Annotated in this window: 23 protein-coding genes and 1 pseudogene; 8 read left to right on the top strand and 16 right to left on the bottom strand. The window is 70.0% G+C overall.

Translation table 11 applies throughout. The annotated features are described in order from the left end of the window. Positions 1 to 31: 31 nt before the first annotated feature. The 4 genes from AB0H42_RS24685 to AB0H42_RS24670 are packed head-to-tail and all read right to left on the bottom strand — an operon-like array spanning position 32 to position 5086. Entirely contained in the window at positions 32 to 1081 is a 1050-nt protein-coding gene (locus AB0H42_RS24685; protein WP_357059753.1) for an acyl-CoA dehydrogenase, read from the bottom strand. Beyond that, a complete protein-coding gene (locus AB0H42_RS24680) occupies positions 1078 to 2307 on the bottom strand; it encodes an acyl-CoA dehydrogenase family protein (protein ID WP_357059750.1) in 1230 nt (409 codons plus the stop codon). The genes AB0H42_RS24685 and AB0H42_RS24680 overlap by 4 nt, the downstream gene beginning before the upstream one ends. Then, positions 2304 to 4283: an acetate--CoA ligase family protein gene (locus AB0H42_RS24675; RefSeq protein WP_357059747.1), complete on the bottom strand. Its 1980-nt coding sequence runs from the start codon at positions 4281 to 4283 to the stop codon at positions 2304 to 2306. The genes AB0H42_RS24680 and AB0H42_RS24675 overlap by 4 nt, the downstream gene beginning before the upstream one ends. Continuing rightward, positions 4280 to 5086 carry an enoyl-CoA hydratase-related protein gene (locus AB0H42_RS24670; protein ID WP_357059745.1) on the bottom strand — a complete coding sequence of 269 codons (807 nt, stop codon included), beginning with the start codon at positions 5084 to 5086 and terminating at the stop codon, positions 4280 to 4282. The genes AB0H42_RS24675 and AB0H42_RS24670 overlap by 4 nt, the downstream gene beginning before the upstream one ends. A 121-nt stretch (positions 5087 to 5207) precedes the next feature. On the opposite strand from AB0H42_RS24670, the gene AB0H42_RS24665 reads away from it, so the two are divergent. Further along, positions 5208 to 6086 carry a LysR substrate-binding domain-containing protein gene (locus AB0H42_RS24665; RefSeq protein WP_357059742.1) on the top strand — a complete coding sequence of 293 codons (879 nt, stop codon included), beginning with the start codon at positions 5208 to 5210 and terminating at the stop codon, positions 6084 to 6086. Here AB0H42_RS24665 and AB0H42_RS24660 read toward each other — a convergent pair. From AB0H42_RS24660 to AB0H42_RS24645, 4 genes are read right to left on the bottom strand one after another with little or no spacing between them, the layout of a single operon-like run. Beyond that, on the bottom strand, positions 6021 to 6926 hold the full coding sequence (locus AB0H42_RS24660) for a LysR family transcriptional regulator (RefSeq protein WP_357059740.1): 906 nt from the start codon (positions 6924 to 6926) through the stop codon (positions 6021 to 6023). The two genes, AB0H42_RS24665 and AB0H42_RS24660, sit on opposite strands and share 66 nt — an antisense overlap. Before the next feature lie 19 nt (positions 6927 to 6945). Continuing rightward, entirely contained in the window at positions 6946 to 7722 is a 777-nt protein-coding gene (locus AB0H42_RS24655) for a crotonase/enoyl-CoA hydratase family protein (RefSeq protein ID WP_357059738.1), read from the bottom strand. Continuing rightward, positions 7719 to 9176: an aldehyde dehydrogenase family protein gene (locus tag AB0H42_RS24650; protein WP_357059735.1), complete on the bottom strand. Its 1458-nt coding sequence runs from the start codon at positions 9174 to 9176 to the stop codon at positions 7719 to 7721. The genes AB0H42_RS24655 and AB0H42_RS24650 overlap by 4 nt, the downstream gene beginning before the upstream one ends. Continuing rightward, a complete protein-coding gene (locus AB0H42_RS24645; protein ID WP_357059733.1) occupies positions 9173 to 10264 on the bottom strand; it encodes an alcohol dehydrogenase catalytic domain-containing protein in 1092 nt (363 codons plus the stop codon). The genes AB0H42_RS24650 and AB0H42_RS24645 overlap by 4 nt, the downstream gene beginning before the upstream one ends. A gap of 208 nt (positions 10265 to 10472) precedes the next feature. Here AB0H42_RS24645 and AB0H42_RS24640 point away from each other — a divergent pair, with 208 nt between their 5' ends. From AB0H42_RS24640 to AB0H42_RS24630, 3 genes are all read left to right on the top strand, one after another. Beyond that, entirely contained in the window at positions 10473 to 11567 is a 1095-nt protein-coding gene (locus AB0H42_RS24640) for a hypothetical protein (protein ID WP_357059730.1), read from the top strand. A gap of 133 nt (positions 11568 to 11700) precedes the next feature. Continuing rightward, positions 11701 to 12024 (top strand): hypothetical protein, encoded by a 324-nt coding sequence (locus tag AB0H42_RS24635; RefSeq protein ID WP_357059727.1) that lies wholly within the window; start codon positions 11701 to 11703, stop codon positions 12022 to 12024. Next, positions 12017 to 12628 carry a DUF4126 domain-containing protein gene (locus AB0H42_RS24630; protein ID WP_357059725.1) on the top strand — a complete coding sequence of 204 codons (612 nt, stop codon included), beginning with the start codon at positions 12017 to 12019 and terminating at the stop codon, positions 12626 to 12628. The genes AB0H42_RS24635 and AB0H42_RS24630 overlap by 8 nt, the downstream gene beginning before the upstream one ends. Before the next feature lie 152 nt (positions 12629 to 12780). On the opposite strand, the gene AB0H42_RS24625 is transcribed toward AB0H42_RS24630, so the two are convergent. The 6 genes from AB0H42_RS24625 to AB0H42_RS24600 all read right to left on the bottom strand — a co-directional run bounded on the left by AB0H42_RS24625 (position 12781) and on the right by AB0H42_RS24600 (position 17712). Next, on the bottom strand, positions 12781 to 14160 hold the full coding sequence (locus AB0H42_RS24625; protein ID WP_357059722.1) for a diguanylate cyclase: 1380 nt from the start codon (positions 14158 to 14160) through the stop codon (positions 12781 to 12783). Positions 14161 to 14233: 73 nt separating this feature from the next. Next, positions 14234 to 15367 (bottom strand): terpene synthase family protein, encoded by a 1134-nt coding sequence (locus AB0H42_RS24620; RefSeq protein WP_357059720.1) that lies wholly within the window; start codon positions 15365 to 15367, stop codon positions 14234 to 14236. Positions 15368 to 15501: 134 nt separating this feature from the next. Next, entirely contained in the window at positions 15502 to 15864 is a 363-nt protein-coding gene (locus AB0H42_RS24615) for a hypothetical protein (RefSeq protein WP_357059717.1), read from the bottom strand. Positions 15865 to 15971: 107 nt separating this feature from the next. Then, positions 15972 to 17132 (bottom strand): winged helix DNA-binding domain-containing protein, encoded by a 1161-nt coding sequence (locus tag AB0H42_RS24610; RefSeq protein ID WP_357059714.1) that lies wholly within the window; start codon positions 17130 to 17132, stop codon positions 15972 to 15974. Between the two features lie 3 nt (positions 17133 to 17135). Then, positions 17136 to 17282, bottom strand: coding sequence for a hypothetical protein (locus tag AB0H42_RS24605; RefSeq protein ID WP_357059711.1), 147 nt, complete (start codon positions 17280 to 17282; stop codon positions 17136 to 17138). A gap of 7 nt (positions 17283 to 17289) precedes the next feature. Then, the gene (locus AB0H42_RS24600; RefSeq protein WP_357059708.1) at positions 17290 to 17712 is read right to left on the bottom strand and encodes a VOC family protein; all 423 of its coding nucleotides are present in this window, start codon (positions 17710 to 17712) and stop codon (positions 17290 to 17292) included. A gap of 92 nt (positions 17713 to 17804) precedes the next feature. Here AB0H42_RS24600 and AB0H42_RS24595 point away from each other — a divergent pair, with 92 nt between their 5' ends. Continuing rightward, entirely contained in the window at positions 17805 to 18839 is a 1035-nt protein-coding gene (locus AB0H42_RS24595) for a WYL domain-containing protein (protein WP_357059706.1), read from the top strand. A gap of 28 nt (positions 18840 to 18867) precedes the next feature. On the opposite strand, the pseudogene AB0H42_RS24590 reads toward AB0H42_RS24595, so the two are convergent. Then, positions 18868 to 19649 (bottom strand): annotated as a pseudogene (locus tag AB0H42_RS24590) (DUF1542 domain-containing protein). Between the two features lie 249 nt (positions 19650 to 19898). Between AB0H42_RS24590 and AB0H42_RS24585 the strand changes: the two are divergent. From AB0H42_RS24585 to AB0H42_RS24575, 3 genes are all read left to right on the top strand, one after another. After that, entirely contained in the window at positions 19899 to 20435 is a 537-nt protein-coding gene (locus tag AB0H42_RS24585) for a DoxX family protein (protein WP_357059703.1), read from the top strand. Between the two features lie 504 nt (positions 20436 to 20939). Then, positions 20940 to 21308: a hypothetical protein gene (locus tag AB0H42_RS24580; protein ID WP_357059701.1), complete on the top strand. Its 369-nt coding sequence runs from the start codon at positions 20940 to 20942 to the stop codon at positions 21306 to 21308. Beyond that, positions 21305 to 21721 (top strand): roadblock/LC7 domain-containing protein, encoded by a 417-nt coding sequence (locus AB0H42_RS24575; protein WP_051714450.1) that lies wholly within the window; start codon positions 21305 to 21307, stop codon positions 21719 to 21721. Before AB0H42_RS24580 ends, AB0H42_RS24575 begins: the two co-directional genes overlap by 4 nt. Before the next feature lie 39 nt (positions 21722 to 21760). On the opposite strand, the gene AB0H42_RS24570 is transcribed toward AB0H42_RS24575, so the two are convergent. After that, complete coding sequence (locus tag AB0H42_RS24570) at positions 21761 to 22348, bottom strand: hypothetical protein (protein WP_357059698.1); 588 nt, start codon at positions 22346 to 22348, stop codon at positions 21761 to 21763. Positions 22349 to 22396: the final 48 nt, after the last annotated feature.

Genomic DNA, 22396 nt, shown 5'->3' with positions numbered 1-22396 from the left:
CGTAGCAAAATTCCGCCAGACTGAATAATATTCAGGTGAGCGGAGCCAATTGCGTGCGCAATGCCTCGGCGACCTCGCCCCGGTGGTGGGCCGCCGACCCGAACAACGCCGCACCGGCGATACAGCGTTTGAAATAGTGGTGCAGATCGTATTCCCAGGTGAAACCGATACCGCCGTGCAGTTGGAAGGCCCGGGCGGCACATTCTTCGGCGGCCTCCGAAATGAATCCCTTCGCCGTGGAGACGAGCAGCTCGGCCGAGGTGTCCCGCGCACCGCCCGCCAGCGCATCCGCCAACTCCAGTAGCAAAGCCCGGCTGGACTCGACCCGCGCGAGCATCTCCGCGCAGGCGTGTTTGACCGCCTGCCGCGACGCGATCGGCTGCCCGAACTGCACCCGCTGCCCCGCGTAGGCGACGGTCGTGTCGAGCAGCCAGGACATCGCGCCGACGAGCCCCGCGCAGTGGATCGCGGTACCCAGGTGCCGCACCCGCGCCAGCGCGGCCGTCAGGGCGTCCCCCGCGATCGGGAGCACGCGCGCCGCGGCGCCGGTGAACTCCAATGCGCTCATCGGCTGGGTCGCGTCGAGTGTCACCAGTGCCGTGGGCGTCGCGTCCGCGACGCGCAGCACCACCGCGCGCGGATCGGCGCCGGTGATCGCCACCACCGTGCGGGATATAGCGGCGTCGGGGACGAACGGCAGCCTGCCGTCCACCCGGGAGTCCCGCAGGCACAGCCGCGATACGGCGAAGGTGCCCCGCGCGCTGAAGAAACCGAAGGTCGGCGCGTCCTCGTCGCCGGATGAACCGCCCAGCGCCGCGAGCGCCGCCCGGCCCACCGTACGCGCCAGATACGGAACGGGTGCCGCGAAACGTCCCAGCGCTTCGGCGATCAGACAGGCGGTGAGCACATCTTCGTCGTCCAGCGGTTCGAGAACGCCGACGGTTTCGAGATCCCGCCACAGATCCTCCCGCGGCGCCGGCGATCCCGGCCCCGCCCGCAGGCCGCGCAGCGGATCGTGTTTGCGCAGGATCGCCTCCACACTGGCGACGAATTCGTACTGTTCGGCCGACGGTAGTCTCATGTGCCCGCTCCCGAGGAGTCGATGAAGGAACGCCAGGACCCGGTCCGGCTGGGGTCGGTACCGCGAGGCATTCCGAGTGCCCGCTCGGCGATCTGATCGCGCAGGATCTCGGAGGTGCCGCCGGCCACCGTTTTCGGCTGGACGCGCAGGAACGCCCAGATGTCGTGGGCGGCCCCGCGATCGCCGGGCGCGTGTGCCAGCAGCGGGAGCCCGCCGAATTCCAGGAACGCGCGCTGCAGCCGTTTGGTGTGCTCGGCCTGCATGACCTTGTTGTAGGGGGTACCACCGGCCACCGGGGGCAGTCCCGCCGCGCGGTGCAGCGCATGCCGACGGTTGTTGCAGGCGATCACCCGCGCTTCCATCCACAACCGCGCGATGGTGTCCGCCTCGACCGCCGAGGCGTCCGGCAGATGTTCGGCGACGAGTTCCTCGATGGTGCGGCCGACCATCGACCCCGGGGTCGCGGCGCCCGCCCCGGATCCGGCCATCCGCTCCAACTGCAGGACGGAGCGCACGATCTCCCAGCCCTGCCCGGCCGCGCCGAGCCGGTACCGGTCCGGCACCTCCACCTCGTCGAGGCCCACCTCGAAGAACTCGGCGTCCCCGGTCATCTGCCGGATCGGCCGGATCGTGACACCCGGCGCGGCCATATCGATCAGGAAGCAGGTCAGGCCCGCGTGTTTGGGCACCTCCGCGTCGGTGCGGGCGACCGCGAGGCCCCATTCGGCCCGGTCGGCGCGACTCGTCCAGATCTTGCGCCCGGTCACCGTCCACGAGGTGGCACCGCGCCGGGCCCGGGTGCGGACCGCCGCGAGGTCCGATCCGGCGTCCGGCTCCGAGAACAGCTGACACCACAGGGTTTCGTTGCGCGCGATCGGCGGCAACAGCTCCCCCGCGACCTCCGCGCTCGCGTATTTCAGGATGGCCGGGCCCACCCAGCCGGTCCCGATGGCGCTTTCGACGGTGCCGACCCGCCAGCGGGCCAGTTCCCGCCGGATATCGACTGTCTCGTCGGGGGTGAGCGCCCGGCCGCCGTACTCCCGCGGCCATTCGGGCACCAGCCAGCCCGCGCGCGCGACCCGCCGCACCAGCTCGGCGATTTCGCCGGTCCCCGTGGCAGCGAGGATTTCGGCGAGCCGCTCGCGGTCGCCGGCCTCGACGGCCGCTGTCCATTCGGCGGGCAGCGTCCGGGTCAGGGCCGCGCGCAACTCGTCCACGGCGCTCATCGGACCACCCGCGCGTCGAGAGCCACTGGTCTGCCGTCGAGCCAGCCCAGCGGATTGCATTCGACCAGGGCGGCACCCGTTCGCGTGGCGAGGCCGGCGAGCCGGGTGGCGACCCGGGCCAGTGCCGGCGCCACCTCGTCGTAGCGACCGGGCACCCGGGAGAAGAGGACGTCGTCGAGCCGGTGGGCGAGGTGCTCTTCGCCGAGGAAGACGGGCAGGGCGACGGTGCGGTTCAGCAGTTCGATATGCGCGCCACCCAGTCCGGCGGAGACCACCGGGCCCCACCGGGGGTCCTGGCGGATACCGACGAAGAGTTCCAGGGAACACCGCAGTTGCCGCGCGACGATCACCGTGCCGCTGCCGGCGAGTAGTTCCGCCGCGGTCCGCCGTACCGTCGACCGATCGATATCGAGCGCCACCCCACCCGCACGGGCCTTGTGCACACCGGCCGCGACATCGGATTTGAGCACGACCGGCCAGCCGAGCTCCGTACCGATCCGTTCGGCCTCCTCCGGGGTGCGCGCCGATTGCCACGGCGCGACCTCCACCCCCGCCATCGCGACGAGACGCAGACTGTCGGAAGCGCGCGGCTCGTCCGGCAGGGCCGGGCGCGCCGGAGCGGGCCGGAGGAGCCGGGGACGTGTCCACGGCCCGGTGTCGTGCCCGGTCGCGGCCGACAGTGCCCGGCAGGCCGTATCGAGGTCCGGAAGGACGACGCGGCCGTTCTCGATGAGCGGGCGCACCGTGCGCGGTTCCCGGTCCAGGGTGGCCAGTACTGTCGGGATCGCGGCGCCGGCCACCGCGCCCACCGCCTCGGCCTGGTTCTCCCGTCCCACGACGAGCACGGCGTCGACCTCACCCGAGGCGCGCAGGATGTGGCACACCCGGCCCAGGGTCTCGTCGTCGCCGATGGCCTGGGCGGTGACATCGACCGGGTTGGCCGTCGACGCGATGGCGGGAAGGTTCTGCGCCAGCTCCTGCCGGGTGGCCGGACTCAGTGCCGGCACGCTGGTCCCGGCCGCGCTGAGCATGTCCGAGGCGACGACCCCCGCCCCGCCGGAACCGGTGACGATCCCGATGCGGCGACCGCGCACCGGCCCGAGCAGGGTGAGACCGAGCGCGCTGACGACGAGTTCGCGGTCCGAACCCACCAGGACGGCGCCGTAGGCGCGGAACACCTCGCTCGTCACCGCCGCGTCGGCGCTGACCGCCGCGGTATGCGAAGCCGCCGCGGTCGCACCGGCGGCGGAGAGCCCGCCCAGCAGGCAGACCACCGGGACACCGGCCTCGCGCGCGTCGGCCAGCAGCGCCTCGAGCGCCTCCGTATCGCGCAGACCCTCCAGATAGAGCATCAGCACCCGGGGCCGCGCCGCCGCGAGTACACCGCGGGCCAGGGTGCACGCGTCGAGTTGTGCTTCGTTCCCGGTGCCGGCGAACCCGTCGAGATGGAACCCGTACCGGGCCGCAGCGCTCACCACCCGGGCACCGAACGCGCCGCTCTGCGATACCAGGAACGCCCCGCTGCCGTGCCGGCAGTCCACCAGGGAGTCGAATGCCTGGGCAAAGGTGAGCACCGCCCGCGCCGGCGCGTAGTAGAGCCCGACCGTATTGGGCCCGATGAGGATCGTGCCGCGCGAGGTACGCGGCGCGGTGGCACCGACCTCCTCGAATCCCGAGCTGTACACCACGGCGAACCGGGCCAGACCGTCGATGGAGTCCAGCACCGCGGGTACGGCGGCGGCCGGAACACTGATCAGGGCCACATCCACCTCCTCCCGCAGCGGTTCGTCCGCGGAAGGGGTCACCACGGTGCCGGAGAATCCCGCGTCCCGGAGATGCGCCAGGGTCCGGCTCCCGAGACCGGTCGGCTTCGACGTCGCGCCGACGACCGCGATCGACCGGGGGGACAGCAGCCGGGTCAGGTCCGGTACGCCGGGCACGGCGGCGTGCGGCGCCGCATCGGCAGCAGTACTCATCGCAGATCCGCCGGCAGGGTCGTGTGCTTGGTGGTCTGCCACTGCGGGGCCCTCTTCTCCTTGAATGCCGCGATACCGCGCAGGGTCTCGCCGAGCGTCCGTACCCAGTTCAGGGCGCGGCGCTCGTGGTTGTAGGCGTGCAGCCGGTCCTCGGTCTCCAGGAACTCGTACATCAACTGCTTGGTCACGGTCAGTGATGCGGGCGCGCACCGCCGCGCCATCTCCTCGGCGAGGGCCAGCGCGTGGTCGAGGACGTCTCCGGCCGGTACGCAATGCGTGGCCAGGCCCAGCCGGGTGAACTCGGTGCCGTCGACGGTCCGGCCGGTCAGCAGGAGATCCATCGCCACTCCGAAACCGGCCAGGCGCGGCAGCAGCCACATCGAACCCCGGTCCGGGATGATGCCGACGCGGTTGAACGAGAAGGCCAGCCGCGCGGTCGCGGCCACGACGCGGATATCGGCCTGCATGGCCCAGGTCAGGCTGACCCCGATGGCGTCACCGTTGAGGGCGGCGAGGATGGGGGTCCGCAGCCGCCAGGGCGCCTGGTCCGGCCGGGACAGCGACTCCACCGCGTGCGCGTCGACATCGCGCCAGTCCAGGCCCAGGTCGGCGCCGACGCCGAAATGCTTCCCGCGGCCGGTGACGACGACGGCGGCGATACCGGGATCGGCGTCGAACTCGACCAACGCCTGTTGCAGCTGATTGGCCATCAGCGGCGTATAGGAATTGCGGCGATCGGGACGGTCCAGGTAGACGATGCCGGTCCGCCCCCTGGTTTCGACGGTCACGTGACGCTCGGTCATAGGTCCTCCGGGAACGTAATCGGGCTTGCCCGACCACTGTCGTCTGGCGTGGACCATTCGGGCAAAGACGTAGTTCCGGGAGCATCCATCGGCGAAACCTATGGCGGGTTACCGTGACGGTATGGATCTCCGGTCGCTCCGCTATTTCCTGGCGGTCGTCGAACACGGCGGCGTGACCAAAGGCGCGGCGGCGCTGTACATCAGCCAGCCGTCGCTGTCGCAGACGATCCGCCGGCTGGAAGCGGAAGCCGGGGTGCGTTTGCTCGACCGGTCCGGCCCGGCGGCGGTCCCGACGACCGCCGGACTGGAGATGGCCGAGGTGGCTCGCCGTGTCCTCGCGGAAGTCGACAACGCCCGGGAGCGGGTGCACCGGGTCACGAACCTGTCCGTCGGCCGTCTCGTGGTCACCACCGCATCAACATTGTCGGTGTACCCGCTCACGCCGATCGTGGCCGCGCTGCGGCGCCGGCATCCCGGCCTCGAGGTCCATGTCCGCAATGCCGGTACCGGGCCCGATGTGCTCGACAGTATCCAGCGCAACACCGCGGAGATCGGTGTCCTCGATCTTCCGGTGGAAGACCCCCGGTGGGCGGTGCGCCCACTGCCCCGGGAAGAAGTCGTCCTCGTGACCGCGGCGCACGGCCGGGACGGCGAATCGGTCGCGCGCGAAAGCCTGGGCGCGTTCGACCTCGGGGTGGCGACGGTGGATCTGGACGCCTCATCCGAACTGGGGGCCCTGCTCGCGGCCACGGCGTCACGCGCCCGGGTGCGCACCGCCCACCGCCAGTTGCTCTGGGAGGTCGTCGCGGCGGGCGTGGTGTCGACGGTGATGGGCCGGCGCAGCGCCGGACAGGTGCTGCCGGGTGCGGCCGTGCGGCCGCTGGAACCGCCGCTGTGGCGGACCCCGGGCCTGGTGTGGCGCCCGGGCGCCCTCTCACCCGCGGGCGATGCGCTGCTGGCCGCCGCGGCCGACGTATTCGACCGCGGTGTCGACGAATGACCGGGCAACGGAGCTGAGCTGATCCGGGTCGAAAACCAGCCCCATCTCCTCACGGAAGCGAGGGGCCAATCGCCGGACGTGCGCACCGCCCGCGCGCGCGGTCCGCGCGAGCGCCGGGCCGACGATCGTCGCGCCGACTCCCCCGAGCATCAGCGAGGTTCGCGCCTCGCGCTGTTCCACCACCGCGGCGACCTCCAGCGGCTGCCGGGCCGTCTCCCGCTCGAAGTCGGAGCGGCGGCCGGGCGGAACGAGCACCATGGGGACGGCGGCGAGATCGTCGAGGTCGAGGACACGGTCCGGCGGGGCCGCGGCGCCCGGTGGGAAGGCCACGTGCAGATCCCCGGGCCCCAGGGGCAGCACCCGAAGGGCGCCGGCCGGGGGAACCGCGAGCGGGACGCGGGTACAGACGATTTCGATGGACCCGCCGGTCAGGGCCTCGACGACCGCTTCCTCCCGGGCGAGATCGTGGACGTGCACCCCGGCCCCCGTGGTATCGGTGAGCCACTTCGCGATCAACTCGGCCAGGGGCCCGCTCACCGCGGTCGAGAGCGCGGCGATCTCCAGCCGGCCCGACACCCGCCGGCCCGGGTCCGCCGCTGCCTCGATCGACTGGTCGCACTCGCGCACGATCCGGCGGGCCGGGCCGACCAGCGCGTGCCCGGCCGGGGTCGGGAACATACCCCGGCCGACCCGGTGGAACAGCCGGGCACCCAGCTCCCGTTCGAGGCCGCGCACGGCCGTCGAGACACTCGACTGCCCCACGCCCAGGCGTGCCGCGGCGGCCATGGTGCTACCACCGTCGCGGACCGCGAGGAAATACCTCAGCTGATAGAGCTCCACACCCGGACCGTAGCCCAGATCAGCGGCCCGACCATCGCGGTGCGCGTTTCTCCGCGAATGCCCGCGCGCCCTCCTGCGCGTCCGCCGAGGCGAACACCTCGTCGACGTGGGGTCGCTGCCGCGCGAACCGCTCGGTATGCGGCCAGCCACGCGACTCCACCAGGATCCGCTTACTGGTGGCCACGGCGAGGGGCCCGTTGGCCGCGATCCGGCGCGCGAGATCCAGCGCCGCGTCCCGCGCGCCGCCGGCCTCGGTGAGCCGGTTCACGAACCCCAGCGCGTACAGGCGGGCCGCGTCGATCGGTTCCCCGGTGAGCGCCAGCTCCGCGGCGATCACCTCGGGCATCCGGTCGGGGAGCCGCAGCAGTCCGCCCGCCGCGGCGACGAGACCGCGTGTGACCTCGGGGATCCCGAACCTCGCGGTCTCGGCCGCCACCACCAGGTCGCAGGCGAGGACGAGTTCGAAACCCCCGGCCAGGGCCCAGCCCTCCACCGCCGCGATCAGCGGTTTCCGCGGCGGCGTCTCGGTGAGTCCGCCGAAGCCGCGACCGGGAATGCTCGGACGTTCGCCGCGCAGGAATCCTTTGAGATCCATTCCCGCACAGAAACTGTCGCCGGCACCGGTCAGTACCGCGGCGGCGAGATCCTCGCGCGCGTCCAGCCGGTCCAGTTCCGCCGCGATCCGCTGGGCCATCGCCCGGGTCATGGCGTTCTTCGCCGCGGGACGGTTCAGGGTCAGCACGAGGACACCGTCGACCACTGTGGCGAGGACCTCCGATTCCGCATCCTGGTTCATTCCACAGTCCCTTCCGCGGTGGCGACCGCCTGGCAATCGGTATAGACATCGAGGGCGTAGGTGCCGCCGCTGCGGCCGAGACCGCTGGCTCCCAGCCCGCCGAAGGGCAGGTCGGGGTGGCGGGCGACCGTATTGATACCGACCTGGGCCGAACGCAGCTGTCCGGCGATCCGCTCGGCCGCCGTACGGTCGCGGGTGAAGACATAATTGGACAGGCCGAAGCTGGTGGCGTTGGCCGCGGCGACGGCCTCCTCGTCGTCGGCCGTGCGCATCACGCAGAGCAGCGGCCCGAACGCTTCCTCCTGCATCGCGGTGTGTTGCGGTGCGCACTCGGTGAGCAGGGTGGCGGGGTGGAACCACCCCTGTTCCGGGGCGCCCGGCGCCTGCACCACGGTGGATCCTTCGGCGCGCGCCGCGGCCACCAGCGCCGCCACATGCCGGCGTTGCCGGTCGCTGATCAGCGGGGTGATATCGGTGGTGGGCTCGGCCGGATCGCCGTATCGCAGCGCGGCCAGCCGATTCGTCAGGAGCGCCACGAGTTCGTCGTGGATGCGGTGATCTACCAGGACCCGCGCGGTGGTCAGGCAGACCTGTCCCGCCTGGACCGTCCAGGTCCGGGTCGCACTGCGCACGACCGCGTCCAGATCCGCGTCGGCGCGCACGATCATGGCGCCCTTGCCGCCGAGTTCGAGCAGCAGCCGTTTCGTACTCGGCGCCGCGGATCGATAGATCTGTTCCCCCACCGCGGTACTGCCGGTGAAGCTGACGGCCCCGACATCCGGGTTGTCCACCAGTGCCGCACCCGCCTGCGCACCGGCACCGGTCACGAGATTCACGGCTCCCGCGGGAGCTCCGTGCGCACGCAGGGCGTCGGCCAGGGCGAGGGCCAGTCGATGCACGAGGAGAGGGTCCTGGGGGGCGGGTTTCAGCACGACGGCATTTCCCGCGAACAACGCGGGCGCCACCTTGCCGATCATGGCGAGCAGCGGAAAGTTGTACGGAGAGATACAGGCGACGACCCCGACCGGGATGCGCCGGACACTGCCCGTCAGGCCGGCCGCCGGAGCCGGGCCGGCCATGGCCAGCGTCCGCTCATCGCGGCGCGCCCACGCGCGCAGCCGGGCGATGGCCGCGTCCACCTGGAGGTCCGCGGCGACCGCGCAGGGGGCGCCGGTATCCCGGATCGCGAGGTCGACCAGCAGATCACGCTCCCGCTCCAGCGTCTCGGCGGCGGTATCGAGCACCGCGCGCCGTCGTTCGAGCGGTGCCGCCGCCCACCCGGGCTGCGCCGTACGGGCCGCCTCGACCGCCGCGTCCGCTTCCGCGACACCGCAATCGGCGATCTCGGCGAGGGGCGCTTCCGTGTAGGGGTTGTCGATCGTGTAGGTCCCGGAGGTGGTGACCACGTCTCCGCCCACCAGGGCGGCAACGACGCCGGTACTCGAATCACTCATCGCCGGCCCTCACTCTCCATCTCGACGAATCCCCGGTCGAGTCCACCCGCCCGCAGGTCGTCGACCAGTTCTCCGAGGTCGCGCAACGGTAGGACCTTGCTGATCAGCGGAGAGAGATCTATCTCGCCCTCATATACCCGCCGGGCCAGCCGCGGCAGCGCGGTGGCCGGATCCACCGAGCCCATCCGGCAGCCCAGCAACGCCTTGTCGTGGAACAGCGCCCGGGGCCGTATACCGGCGATCGCGGCGGCGTCGGGGAGCCCGACGATCACACAGCGGCCACCCCATCCCAGCGACTCCACCGCGGCCGCCAGGATCTCCGGCCGCCCGACGCATTCGATGGCGGCATCGAAACCATCGGCCGCCACGGCCGCGGCGGCGTCCCTGATCTCTGCGGCGTCGCCGGTCACCGCGAAGTCGGTGGCGCCGCACCGCCGCGCGACCGCTTCCTTGGCCGGGTTCCGGTCGACGACCAGGATCCGCTCGGCGCCGGCGGCCCGGGCCGCGACGACCGCGTTCAATCCGATACCACCCGCTCCGGTCACCAGGACCCGATCGCCCGGGGCCACCCGCGCCCGTTCCTCGACGGCGCCGAAGCCGGTCACCGAGGCGCATCCGAGCATGGCCGCGATCGGCGCGTCGATCGGGACCGGAATCGGCACCGCCTGGCGTTCGGCCACGACCGTGCGGGCCGCGAAGGCGCCGGTGCGGACGAACTGGTGGACCGGGCGGCCGCGCCAGGTGAACGGCGCGGTGATCGGGGTGCCCGAGGCCCGGCACACCGTCGGCCGGCCGGCCCGGCAGGCCCGGCACACACCGCAGCCGCGCAGGACCGACAGCACCACACGCGCCCCGAGAGGTAGCGACGCACCCGGGCCCACGGCGCTCACCACTCCGACGGCCTCGTGGCCGAGCACCACCGGCAGCGGCTGCTCGATCACGCCGTCGACGGGGTTCAGATCGCTGTGGCACAGACCCGCGGTGTCGATATCGACCGCCACCTCGCCGCGCTGCGGTGCGCGTACCTCGAGGTCGTCGATATGCCGGAAAGCCCGGCCGTCCCACACCGCCGCTCGTACCGCGGTCACTGCCACGCTCCGGTTGTCAACACACAGCGGAGGCTAACACAGAGATTCTGTTCAGCGGAATACAGATATGCTCAGCGGAATTTTTCCGCCCCGAGGTCTTGACATCGAGTGAGTGGCGTCACATTGTTACCTTCAGCGGAATCGAATTCCGCCGGTGCAAATCAGCGTGGCGGCCGCCCGCGGCACTTGGTTTCGAAGGAGTCCCGAGGTGAAGAAGCGAGCTCTACGCCGTGTGCTCACCGGCGCCACGAGCGCCGTCCTGGTCTGCGGCGTCCTCGCCGGCTGTGCCACCCCCACCGGAAGCACAGCCAGTGACAGCACACCGGCAGACGCCATGTGCCCTACCCCGGACACCGCCGGAAAGATCACCATGTCGATGAGCTCGCCGCTGGCTGTTTTCGCACCGCTGCTCCTCGCTCTGGAAACCGATGCATTCGCCGGCACCGGCCTGGAGGTGACGACGGAACCGCTCAAGAGCGCCGAAGCCATCCCGCTGGTCGCCCGCGGCGAACTCGATGCGCAGATCTCCTCGCTGTCGGCCGCGCATTTCAACACCGTGAATTCCGGGGTGGCCATCAAATGGATCGCCCCGATGGACCTGCAACAGGAGATCCCGCAGGGACAACCCGTCGCCGGTTACTGGGCTCGCGCCGACCTCGTCGGATCCGCCACCGACCCGAATCTCGCGGCCCTGCGGGGCGCCCGGGTCAGTACACCGACCGGCGGTGGCGGTATCAGCGGCCTGATCCTCGACAATGCCCTGTCGACGGTGGGTCTCGGGATCGAGGATGTGAACCTCACCGCGCCGCTCGTCGGGCCCGACGCGCTGACCGGGCTCATCAACGGATCGGTCGACCTCGCGTGGGTCTCCGCGCCCCTCGAAGTCCAAGCGGCCCAGCACCCCGAACTCGTCCCCGTGGCCGGATATGAACCCGGCGTGACCGGTACGTCCATTCTCGCGGGCCCCGGACTGCTCGACCGGCCCGAGGTCACGGTCAAATTCCTGCAGGTGCTGCGGAAAGTCACCGAGCAGTACCTGAGCGGCGACTACCGCAAGGACCCCGAGACGGTGGCACTACTGGCCGCGGCACAGGAAACCGACGAGAACACGATCCGCAACGCCGCCCCGCTCACCTTCGATCCCGAGTTCGGGATGGACGGGGCCGCGCAGTTCGCCGAAACCTTCCAGCAATTCTCCATGACCCGTGGCGAACTCGAATACGCGGAGCCGCTCGATATCACCCGGCTCGTCGACACCCGCTTCGCCGAAGCACTGCAGATCTGCGCGGACACCGTCGGATGAGTGCCGGCGAGCACCCCGCGGCCGCATGCGAAGCGTGCGCGAGGTTGGGCGGAGTTCCAGGGGCGCCCCCTGGCGCCGGACCCGACCGGGTGTGAAGCGCGGCCACGGAATGCCGGGCATACCGTGTCGCTCGATGAGGGAGCGACACGGTGTGCCCGGTCCGCGTCCGGAGGGGACACCGCGACAGCCCGGCGAATGTGCCGTCCAGCGCGAACACGACCTGCACCGTGCCACCCGGTATCTTGCGCCGCCCGACCGGCCGCGGCTGGTCGATATCGAGACCGAACCAGCGGATTATGCCGAGACCGCCCGCGACGGTGCGTGGTCCGGGCACGACGTGGCGGGCATCCACCTGGTACACATCGCACAGGTCCAGCAGTCGTTCCTCGCTCACCATCCGACCGTAGAGCCGCGGGTTCCCGCCCGCTCGGGCACTTACACTCGCCATCATGAGTAGCTGGGTACTTCCCGCCTTCCTGGGGTTGGGACTCGCGGCCGCCTGTGGGTTCCGCGCCTTCCTGCCGTTGCTGATGCTCAGCGCTGCCGCGCATTTCGGTGTGCTCGGCCTGGATCTCAACGAGTCCTTCGCCTGGATCGGCTCGACCGGGGCGCTGCTCGCGTTGTCGGTCGCGGCCGCTGCCGAGATTTTGGCCGATCTCATCCCGTTCGTCGACAATGCCTTGTCGCTCATCGGCAATATCAGCGGCCCCATCGCGGGAGCGATAGCCGCCGGGTCGGTGTTCGAGGCGGCGGATCCGGCCACCGCGGCGATCGCGGGAATCATTGTCGGCGCCCCCACCGCACTCACCTTCAGCGCGACCCAGACCGGGGTCCGCGCGGCCGGTACCGCCACGACGGGCGGCATCGCGAATCCAGTGATATCGGTCGTCGAGGATGTGCTGGCCTTTGTCCTGGTCGCCCTGGCGATAGTGCTGCCGATTCTGGTGCCGATCATGCTGGGGGCGTTGCTGTTCATCGCCTGGCGCGCGATGCGCAGATTCCGCCGCCGGAAACCGGCGTCCGCGCGGCCGGTCGTGATGCCGTCCTCACGATCGAGCTAGATCCGGGCTCCGCGACGAAATCTCCGCACGCCGACGCGGGCGGGCATACGGGGGTGCCTCGGGTCGGGGCCGAGAGCGCGCTCGACTTCTCCTCCGCTTTCTCGGACGCCGCAACACCACGAGCCCGACGCGGCCCGGCTCGGCCACCGAGGTCAGGAGTCGGAATCCGGCAGGTCCTCGGTGGGGATGTACCGGTTCAGTTGATCCGGATCGAGGTAGGGCTCGGCCTCGGTGACCACGCCGTCGGCGAGCATGTGCAGTACCCACTGCGCCTTACCGTTGTTCTTGGCGCGGTAGAGACCTGTATCGGCGGCGTCGATCAGGGTTTCGGCCTGGCCACTCTGCACAGTGGTCAGCACGGCGCCGATACTGGCCGAAACCTGCACCCGGTGGCTGCTGGTGGTCACCGGATCGGTCAGGGCGCCCAGCAGGCTGTCCGCCACCCGGCCCATCTTCCAGGCATCGACCGGCGGCGGCACGAGTGCGACGAATTCGTCCCCGCCGATCCGGGCCACCAGGCAATCCATGTCCTGCACACTGGTGTGCAGCCGGTCGGCGACCGCGGTGAGCACCCGGTCGCCGGTGCCGTGGCCGTATCGGTCGTTGATGTGTTTGAAGCGGTCCAGGTCCACGAAGCACAAACCGATCTGTTCGTGACCCCCCGCCTCGTTCATCACGGTGTCGAGCCGCTCCAGCAATTGACGTCGGTTGGGTAGGCCGGTGAGTGGGTCGTGCCGGGCCTGGCGGTGTAGTTCCTGGCGCATGCGGTGCTGTTCGGTGACGTCCTCGCCCACCGCCAGCAGGTAGTTCGGGTGGCCCGCCGCACCCTCGACGAAGGTGATGGAGAAGGACGCCCATCCGTAGCTGCCGTCGACGCGGCCGATCTGCTGTTCCAGTTTCACCGTGCCCCCGCGCTTGGGCACCAGCTTTTCGTAAACCAGTCTACGAATACGCTCCCGGTCCTCGGGGTGGGCGAATTCGTAGACCGAGATACCACGGAGTTCGTCGACCGGGACGCCGATCATATCGGCGAGCTTCTGGTTGGCGTCGAGCAGAACGCCGTTGGTGTCGCCCACAGCGATTGCCACCGCCGCGTTCTCGAACACCACCCGGTAACGCGCGTCCGACTGCCGGGTCGGCTCGACCTGTTCGGCGTGGTGGGCGGCGAACCGCTGCTGCCGGTGTGTTCCGTACCCCTCGCCCAGTTTGGTGAGGAGTATCGACATCCGCGTCACGGCGGCCGGACCGGCATCCGGCTCGACGAGACCCCACAGGATCGGCGCCGAAACGGCCGGTACATCGTCGACACCCACCTCCACGGTGGCCAGGGCCGCACCGACTCGGGCCCCCGCGGTGGCGTCGAACTGGGTCGAGGTGAGGGCTTTCGCCAGGTCGTCGACCAGCCAGTACAGGAACTGGTCGGCAGCCGGGTCGGACGGGGCGGAGTCGCCGGGCGCCCGCAGTGCTCGAGACCACGAGCGGACCAGTTCATCGTGCCCCGACCCGTCCATCACACCCCTTCGTTCATCCACTGCCCGACACCACCGCAGCTACTACGTCACCCCGGCCGGGCACCACCACCCCGACTGAGGCCATCCTTCCCTATCAGGCCGCGTCGTTGCTACTCGGCCGGAGGTTGTTCTCGGCGAATATGCCGACGCCCTTGTACCGGGTCGTCATCAGTTGCCACACCCAGGTGGCCTGGACACAGCCGTGCAGGTCGGCGAGATGGGTCCGGACCGGCCCCGCCAGGCCGCTGTCGATATCGGGTCCGGAGCAGCGCGCCGTAAGTGCGGCGTGCAACCCGCGGAACTCGGTGAGCCGGTCGCGGACCACGCCGGCGGCGGCGTGCACGGCATCGGACAGCGTCGCCTGCGGGTCGTTCAGGAAGCACACCGGTATCAGATTGAAATCGGAGCGATCGACTATGCACTCCTTCTCGAAGGAGAACATATCGTTCATCAGGGCACCGATCTCTGCCGTCACCACCTGTAATCGGCGCACATCGTCCGCCAGCCCCGCGGCGGCCAATCGCTCCCGGTCGAGATAGCTGTCCCGCCCGAATTCGCACAGGGCGATGGCCGGGAACATGCCCGACACCTGGGCCCGGAGATCGATGTATTCGTCCGTGGTCAGCAGGTCACGGCGGGACCGGGCGTTCTGGTCCCGGATCGCGGTGCGCAGATGCTCGACGGTCGACTCCAGGAACAGATCGAGCCACTGCGGATCCGCGTCCTGAGTGTGCAGCCGGGAGAGGAACTCGATCGTCGCCATTTCGATCGGCGCGGCGTCCTCCGGCGCGGTTCGTGTTTCGAGCAGGCGGCACAGCCGGTCGAGTTCGGTTCGCGCCCGGTGTTGTTCACCTCTGGACAGATGCCCGAACTTCTCCCGGCCCACAGTGTCGTTGAGCCAGAACAGGATCGCGTTGAACAGGCCGATGGTGGTCAGCCGGTCCGCGCTGATCGGACCGGGATGTAGATACGGCGTCATACTGTTGTAGTGCGCGCCGCCCGGCTCCAGCCAGATGCCCTGGACGCGGCAATATTCCTCCACCTCTGCGCAGGATTGCGCGCCGAATCGACTCGGCCTGAACTCCCTGCTGTACTCTGCGATATCGCAGTCGGGCGTGCTGAACAGTTCCTGTAACGACCAGGGCCTGTCCGCGTGCACCCGAGTGTCCCGTTGCGCGCGCATATCCGCGATTCTCCGCTCGAGCGCCGATGTGTATCGAGAAGCCACGACGACTCTCCTCCCGCATGATCCAAACCCTTCAAGCTTGGTACACAGCGGCGGTCGTGTCACCCCATCGGTCTTCCCGCACACAGGATCCCGCACCGCACGGTCCCGCCGCGACGCGGGACCCGGCCCCTCCGCTAGCCTCGATAAACCTCGACATAGGCGTTGGTCGCCACCGCGACGACGCCGGGACCCATTCCCGTACAGCCCGTGGTGACGCGCTGGCCCGCCGGCGTGAAGGGATAGCTGATCGCCGCGTAGGGACCGACGGCGTACAGCGGGAACGGTCCACTGGCGTAGAGGCCGACACAATCGACGTGCAGGACGTAGTTGCTGCCTCCGTCCGGACCGCAGGTCGCCGACGCGCCGAACAGGTCTCGTTCGACGACGCAATCCTGCGGCGCCGCGGCCGCTGTGCCGGAACCGACGACCGCGACGAAGGCCAGGCCCGAAACACCGGCGGCCGCAACGCGTGCGGCGGTAAGTATTTTCTGTTTCATAAGGACTCCTTTCGGAAAGAGTTTCGGCCGGCAGCGGCTCCACGTTACTGCCACGGGAATCCGGTCCACTGTGCCGCGAGGTCGGGCGGCCTGTCGGGCGGCCGCTTTCAACTCGGGGCGGCGGGTGTGGCCGGCCGGTGACCGCCTCGGGTGCCACCGCCCCCGGCGCTCTCACCGGATGCCGCCACCTGTACCGGATGGCTGTTGTCGTCGGTGAGAAACGACGCCATTTCCCGTCCTTGTTCGGCGACCGCGGTGCGTTCGGCCCGGGAGAGACGGCGCAGCGGCGTGACGGTCAGGGCGTCGGCACGGCAGGTCCAGGTCGCCGCGACCCGGCCGTCGACCAGCACCACCCGTTCACCGGCGACCGAGAGGCCGCGGTGGGCATGGTCGATGACCCGGCTGCGGTCGTGGTAGCCGAGGATCGCGTTGTCGAACGCGGGCAGGAACCGCACCGGGGCAGGCGTGTCCGGATCGGGGCGTGGTGCGTCCGGGAGGTCGAGCAGTTCGCGGCCCTGCTCGTCTCGGAAGGTGAGCAGTTCGTCGCGGACCGCGGCCACCGCGGCGGGAAGCCCGGCGAGGCCGCACCACGCGCGCAGATCGGCCACCGAGGCGGGCCCGAACGCGGCGAGATAGCGCCGCACCAGCGCTTTTCCGACCGGATCGGTGCCGTCCGGGGCGTGCGGGTCGACCTCGCGCCCCAGCCAGGCGGCAAGGGGCACGGTGCGTGCGCCCGATGTGCGGCGCCACAACCCGCGTGGCGGCAGCTGCACCGATGGGACGAGAGCGGCGATCACCAATTCACCGAGTGGCCGCGGCCCGGCGGCCGGCCAGCGCACGGCGAGCTCCCGGCCGAGTTCGGGCATGGTGCGGGATCGTCCGTCGGCCAGCAATTCCCCGGCCGCCGTCGCCAGTTCATCGAGGTCTACTCCGGTGAGCTCGCGGCGGTAGACCCCGATCACCTTCTGGCGCAGCATGGCGTCGTGGCGGGCCCGCCACGCCAGCGCGTCGCCGGCGGTGACCAGATGGACCGTGCGGCGCATGAGCTGGGTGCGCACCACCCGCCGTGTCGTCAGCAGCTCGTCGAGGTGCGCCGGATCGAAGGCACGGAGCCGCGACCACAGCCCGACGAACGGTTCCTGCGGTTCCTGGGCCTGCAATCCGCACAGATGCGAGACAGCATCGGACACCGGCAGATCGGCACGGTCCAGCAGGAACTGCCGGGCGAGCGTGGCCCGGTTGAGCGCGCGGACGGACAGAACGGTCATCGGTCAGGCCGCCGCGCGCTCGGCTGCCGGACGCCGCCGTAACGCCGGGAGGCGCAGCGACTCCTCGACCGCGGTGACGATCCGGTGCCGGGAGCTGTTGCGGCGGTTGGGGTCCGCACCCATCGGGCCGTTGCACTTGGTGGCGAGCATCACCGGGTCACCCATTGTATTCGCTGACGACGTCGAGAACCCAGACGACACCGAAACGGTCCTGCAGCATCCCGTAGGCGGGCGCCCAGCCCGCCGGGCCCAGCGGGACGACGACTGTCGCACCCGCGGTGAGCTTTTCCCAGTACCCGGTCACCTCGTCGACGGTCTCGCCGCGCACCGAGACGAAGAAGGCGTTCTTGCCCGGGTCGTAGGCGATCGACGAGGGAACGTCGTAGGCCATCACATGGAACCCGTTGTTCGCCTGCACCTGACCCCAGGAGATCTGTTCGGCCTCGGACTCCGAGGTAACGCTGCCGGCGTCTTTGTGGGTGACGGCGGCGAGGTGACCGCCGAACACCGACCGATAGAACTCCAGCGCCGCGCGGGCGTCGCCGCGGAAGTTCAGGTGGGTGGTGGTGGTGAGGGACACGGTTGCTCCTGATTCGATTCGGTGGCTTACCGGAGCAACATTCGCAGAGATAGCGGACAGGTTGTGTCCTCTACTTCGGACAGAATGAAAAAATGCCGAAAACTTCTGCCCGGCTGCTGGCGCTGCTGTCCCTGTTACAGGCACGCCGGGACTGGCCGGGAACGCTGTTGGCCGAGCGGCTGGAGGTCAGTGCGCGGACCGTACGCCGCGATGTCGACCGTCTGCGCGAGCTGGGCTATCCCATCGTCACCACCAAGGGCCCGGACGGCGGATACCGGCTCGGCGTCGGCAGCCGGCTCCCGCCGCTGCTGTTCGACGACGAGCAGGCCGTCGCCCTCACCGTCGCACTGCAGCTCGCCACCACCGCGGGCGCCGGCATCGAGGAATCCGCGGCGCGCGCGCTGAACACGATCCGCCAGGTGCTGCCCGCGCACCTACGCCACCGCATCGACACCCTCCGGATCACCACCGTCGCACCACCGGCGTGCCGGCCCGCGCCGGAGGTGCGCACCGGCGTCCTCACCGCCCTGGGCGCCGCCGTCCACCACGGCGAAGTACTGCGCTTCGACTACGCCGCCACCGCACCGCGGACAGGTGACGACCAGGCATCGATCCCGCCCCGCCGGGGAGAGGCCCACCATCTCGTCACCTGGGGTGGACGCTGGTACCTCGTCGCCTGGGACCTCGACCGCGCCGACTGGCGCACCTTCCGCGCCGACCGGATCCACCCGCGTACCCCCACCGGCCCGCGCTTCGCTCCCCGCGCGCTCCCGACAGGTGATGTCACCACATTTCTGATCAGCAGATTCCGCGGCACGGACGCGACCGGTGACTGGCCCTGCCGCGGCGAGGTGATCCTGCACCTCGCCGCGGCCGACGTGGCACCGTTCATCCATGACGGAGTGGTGGAGGCGCTGAGCCCCGACCGATGCCGGGTCGCCGTCGGCTCGTGGTCGTGGACGGCACTCGCCAGTGCCCTCGGCGCATTCGACGCCGATATCGAAGTCCTGGGCCCACCCGAACTCACCGCCGCCTTCGCCCGCCTTGCCCGCCGCTACGCCGGAGCGGCGAACAGCGGATCCGGCACGCGCCCGAGGCCGGCACCGGCGCGCGACGGCGAATCATGAGGTCGTCCGACCGCGCTCCGCGCACCTGTCAGAAGTCGAAACCACCGCCATCGAAGCCGCCGCCGTCGAACCCGCCCCCGTCGCCGCCCCAATCGTTGTGGCCGCCGGCGTCGCCGCCCGGTCCGCCGTAGTCTGATCTCCGGCGGCGAGTCCGTCCGCATAACCCTCCCCGAAGCCCCGTTCGAAACCTTCGGCGCCGTAACCCACGCCGGCCATCCCGGAGAACAGTGGGGTGAACAGCAGGGCCGAGCCCACTCCCCAGACACCGGCGATCATGGCCGGTTTCCACCAGGGCTCGGAATACCAGCCGGCCGGGACCGGCCGGCCCGCGACGCGCCCGCCCGGGTAGTAGTTCGGCGTCTCGGCCGAAGGACGCGGGGACGCGGCGATCCGGCGGTTGTCGAAGTCGATCACCCGGTCTTCGCTGACCTCACCCGCGCCGGCCTGCCCCGCCAATTCGGGTACGGCGGGTCCGGGATCCATTTCCATGGCCATCCGGGCGGCCCGGATGTAGTAGAGCCCCTCGAGCGCGGTCTGCTTCGCCAGCCGGGCCTGGACCGGGGTCCTGGCCTGGTCCACCTGCGAGCCCGCCGCGGTGTGGCGTTCCGCGGCGTCGGCCAGCGCTTGCTGCGCGGCCGGGTTGCTACCGGACAGGTGGTAGATCTGACCGCCGAGGCGCTCGTTGACCTGGCGCGCCTCGGCGAGCGCACCGGCCAATTCGGTCGCCGCGCGCAGACTGTTCTGCCGGGACCGCCACACCAGGATCGACGCCACCAGCACGACCGCCACCGCGATCAGTAACCACTCCATGGTCACGCACTCCTCTTGTCGGGGGAGCACCGTGCCGACCAGCGTACTCGCCGACCAGCGGCCCACAGCCCGGCCGGACCGGCGGGCACCGCGACGACCACACGGCCGGGTCGAGCCGGCACCGGGACGGCCGGCGGAAACGCCGCGAAGAACACCACAGAAAATAAGGGTAGGGTAACCTTTGCGGGGGACGATCTTGACCTGCCGAACGCCGCGGCAGACCATCCACAGAAAACGAGGGGGTTCCCGATGACTGCCGGCCAGACACTCGACCGCGCCGAAAACGCTTCCAGCAGAGACCAAGACTTCGCCATCGATATCGGCCTGCTGATCCTGCGGCTGGCCTTCGGGCTGCTGTTCGCCGCCCACGGCGCACAGAAGCTGTTCGGCTGGTTCGGCGGCGAGGGACTCGCGGCCAACAGTGCCGGGTTCGAGCAGATGGGCTTCGACCCCGGCGCCCTGTTCGGCACCCTGGCCGGACTCAGCGAACTCACCGGTGGGCTGCTGCTGGCCTGCGGAGCGTTCACCCCCCTGGGGGCGGCAATGGTACTGGGCACCGGAATCGTCATCGTCGACACCGGATTCGGCAAGGGACTTCTCGGCGGCTACGAGATGGGCCTGCTCTTCGCGGTGGTCGCGGCAGCGGTCGCGTTCACCGGCCCCGGCCGGCTGTCGGTGGACGCGGGCCGCCCCTGGGCGCGCACCGGACCGGCCTGGGGCGCGATCTCGGTGGCTCTCGCCGTGCTGGCCGCGGTGCTCACTTTGGTTTTCAAGGCAGTGCTGTAATCCCGGGCGCCGCACCCGCCGGTCCGCCGACTGCGCCGGACCCGTGGGCGCGGCGGGTCCCGTGGGAAAAACATTCCGCGAAGTCCATCACCGCCGACTCCGAACACGCACCAATTAAAAGACTGGACGGTTCGCGTCGAATTCGCCTGCACCCGGCGGGAATATTACTGTGCGACTCCCGGAGGGGGCTCGGTATAACGGCGATTCGGGGCGGCTCGCCACAACACCTGCCGCACAGACCATCTCGATTACACAACGTGGGAAAAAAGCTCAAAAGTTGATCTAGATTGCGGTCCTGTTCGTTGCTAGGCTGTTGCTGCCGACGAGGACGGTCACATCCACTCGGCGGCACGAACCCAATTGGTACCAGGAGCCTTTCACCACGCGTCGTTGTTCGGCGATTCGTCACCCATCTTTCGGCAACGTGGCCGAAAGGCGTCCTATCGATGCAGAAGGCCGCGGACATTCGAGACGAGAATGCTCCGCCGGTCCAGGAGTTTCCACATGAATCTGGACGACGCGCTACGTGAGGGAATGGCCGTGGACGGTGCGATCGGTATCGCACTCGTCGATGCGGGCAGCGGAATGCTGCTGGCTAAACAGGGCGGCAGTTCCGTTTTCGATCTCGATATCGCCGGCGCGGTGAACACCGAGGTCCTGCGCGCGAAGCTGCGCGCGATCGAGGCATTGCAATTGAACGACTCCGTCCAGGACATCCTCGTTTCCCTCGACGCCCAGTACCACATCATCATGCCGCTGGCGCGCAACGCCGAAGAGCAGCTCTTCCTCTATCTGGCGCTGGACCGCTCCCGTGCCAACCTGGCCCTCGCCCGCCACCAGCTCCGTCGCGTCGAACAAGCGATCAGACTATGAACAGCGGCCCCGGACGCCGGGATGTGCTGCTCAGCGACCCCGCGATCGTGGGCCGCCTGTTGCAGCAGGCGTGCGACGAGATCGACGGCATCGAGCACGCCATCATGACCAGCCGCGACGGTCTCCTCATCGCCGCGAACAAGGAGGCCGGCGACGACGCCGCCGATACCCTCGCGGACCGCGCCTCGGCGATGGCCGCGGCCGGTGCGGGAATCGGCGACCATTTCACTCAGCTGGTATCCCACGGCCGGCTACAGGGTTCCATCTTCGAGGCCGAACAGGGCTGCGTCGGCGTATTCCCGATCAGCACCACCCTGTTGCTCGTCGTGACCAGCCGGACCTCGGTCAGTATGGGCCGCTTCAGTGTTGCCGCCAAACGGACCTTGCAGTTGCTGCAATCCCCCGACCCCTGACCCGGGTGCGACGGGCGGGTCACCGACCGGGTTCGTCGATCATGAGGGACCACGCAGCGGCCGCAGCGAGGCCAGCAGCCCGATCCCGGGGGCGAGTGCGCCGTCCTGTCCGAGCGCACGGAAGTCGTCCGCGACCGGCTCCGGGTCGAGTTCTCCCGCCCGCACCGCGTGATAGCGCACCTGCGACCACACGAAGGTGTCCAGATCATCGAAGCGGGTGCCGCCTTCGAGAATCTCCTCCTCGTGGAACCAGATCGCCACCTGCCCACTGGTGAGCATCGTGTACAGGTTGCCGCCACCGTCGGCGCCGAGGGTGTACACGTCGTCATCGGTGAGTTCGGTGCGGTAATCGCTGTCCCACAACCCGCAATCGTTGGCGGCGAAACCGAACCCGTAGGACCAGTCGTGGATATCGAGGAACTGCGGCATGGTTCCGGACCGCACCCGGCGATCGAATCCGGCGAGCGCGGCGGCGGCGGTGGGGTCGAGTCGTTCCAGGAACGGCTCGACCGGCCGGACCGCGGATCGGGGGATCTCGACGCGCGGCCGGTCGGGGAACCAACGCGTCAGGTCGGCGTCGAGATCGCGCTCGACGTAACCGGTCAGGTCTGCACGGGTTATCGGCACCGCCGGATCGTATGCGGCCGGGTGCGGTGGCGCCACCGGCGCGACCGC

Source organism: Nocardia sp. NPDC050799 (assembly GCF_040654015.1).
Lineage (GTDB): Bacteria > Actinomycetota > Actinomycetes > Mycobacteriales > Mycobacteriaceae > Nocardia.
Note: the sequence above shows the minus strand (reverse complement) of the source record. Positions and strands in the feature narration are given on the sequence as shown.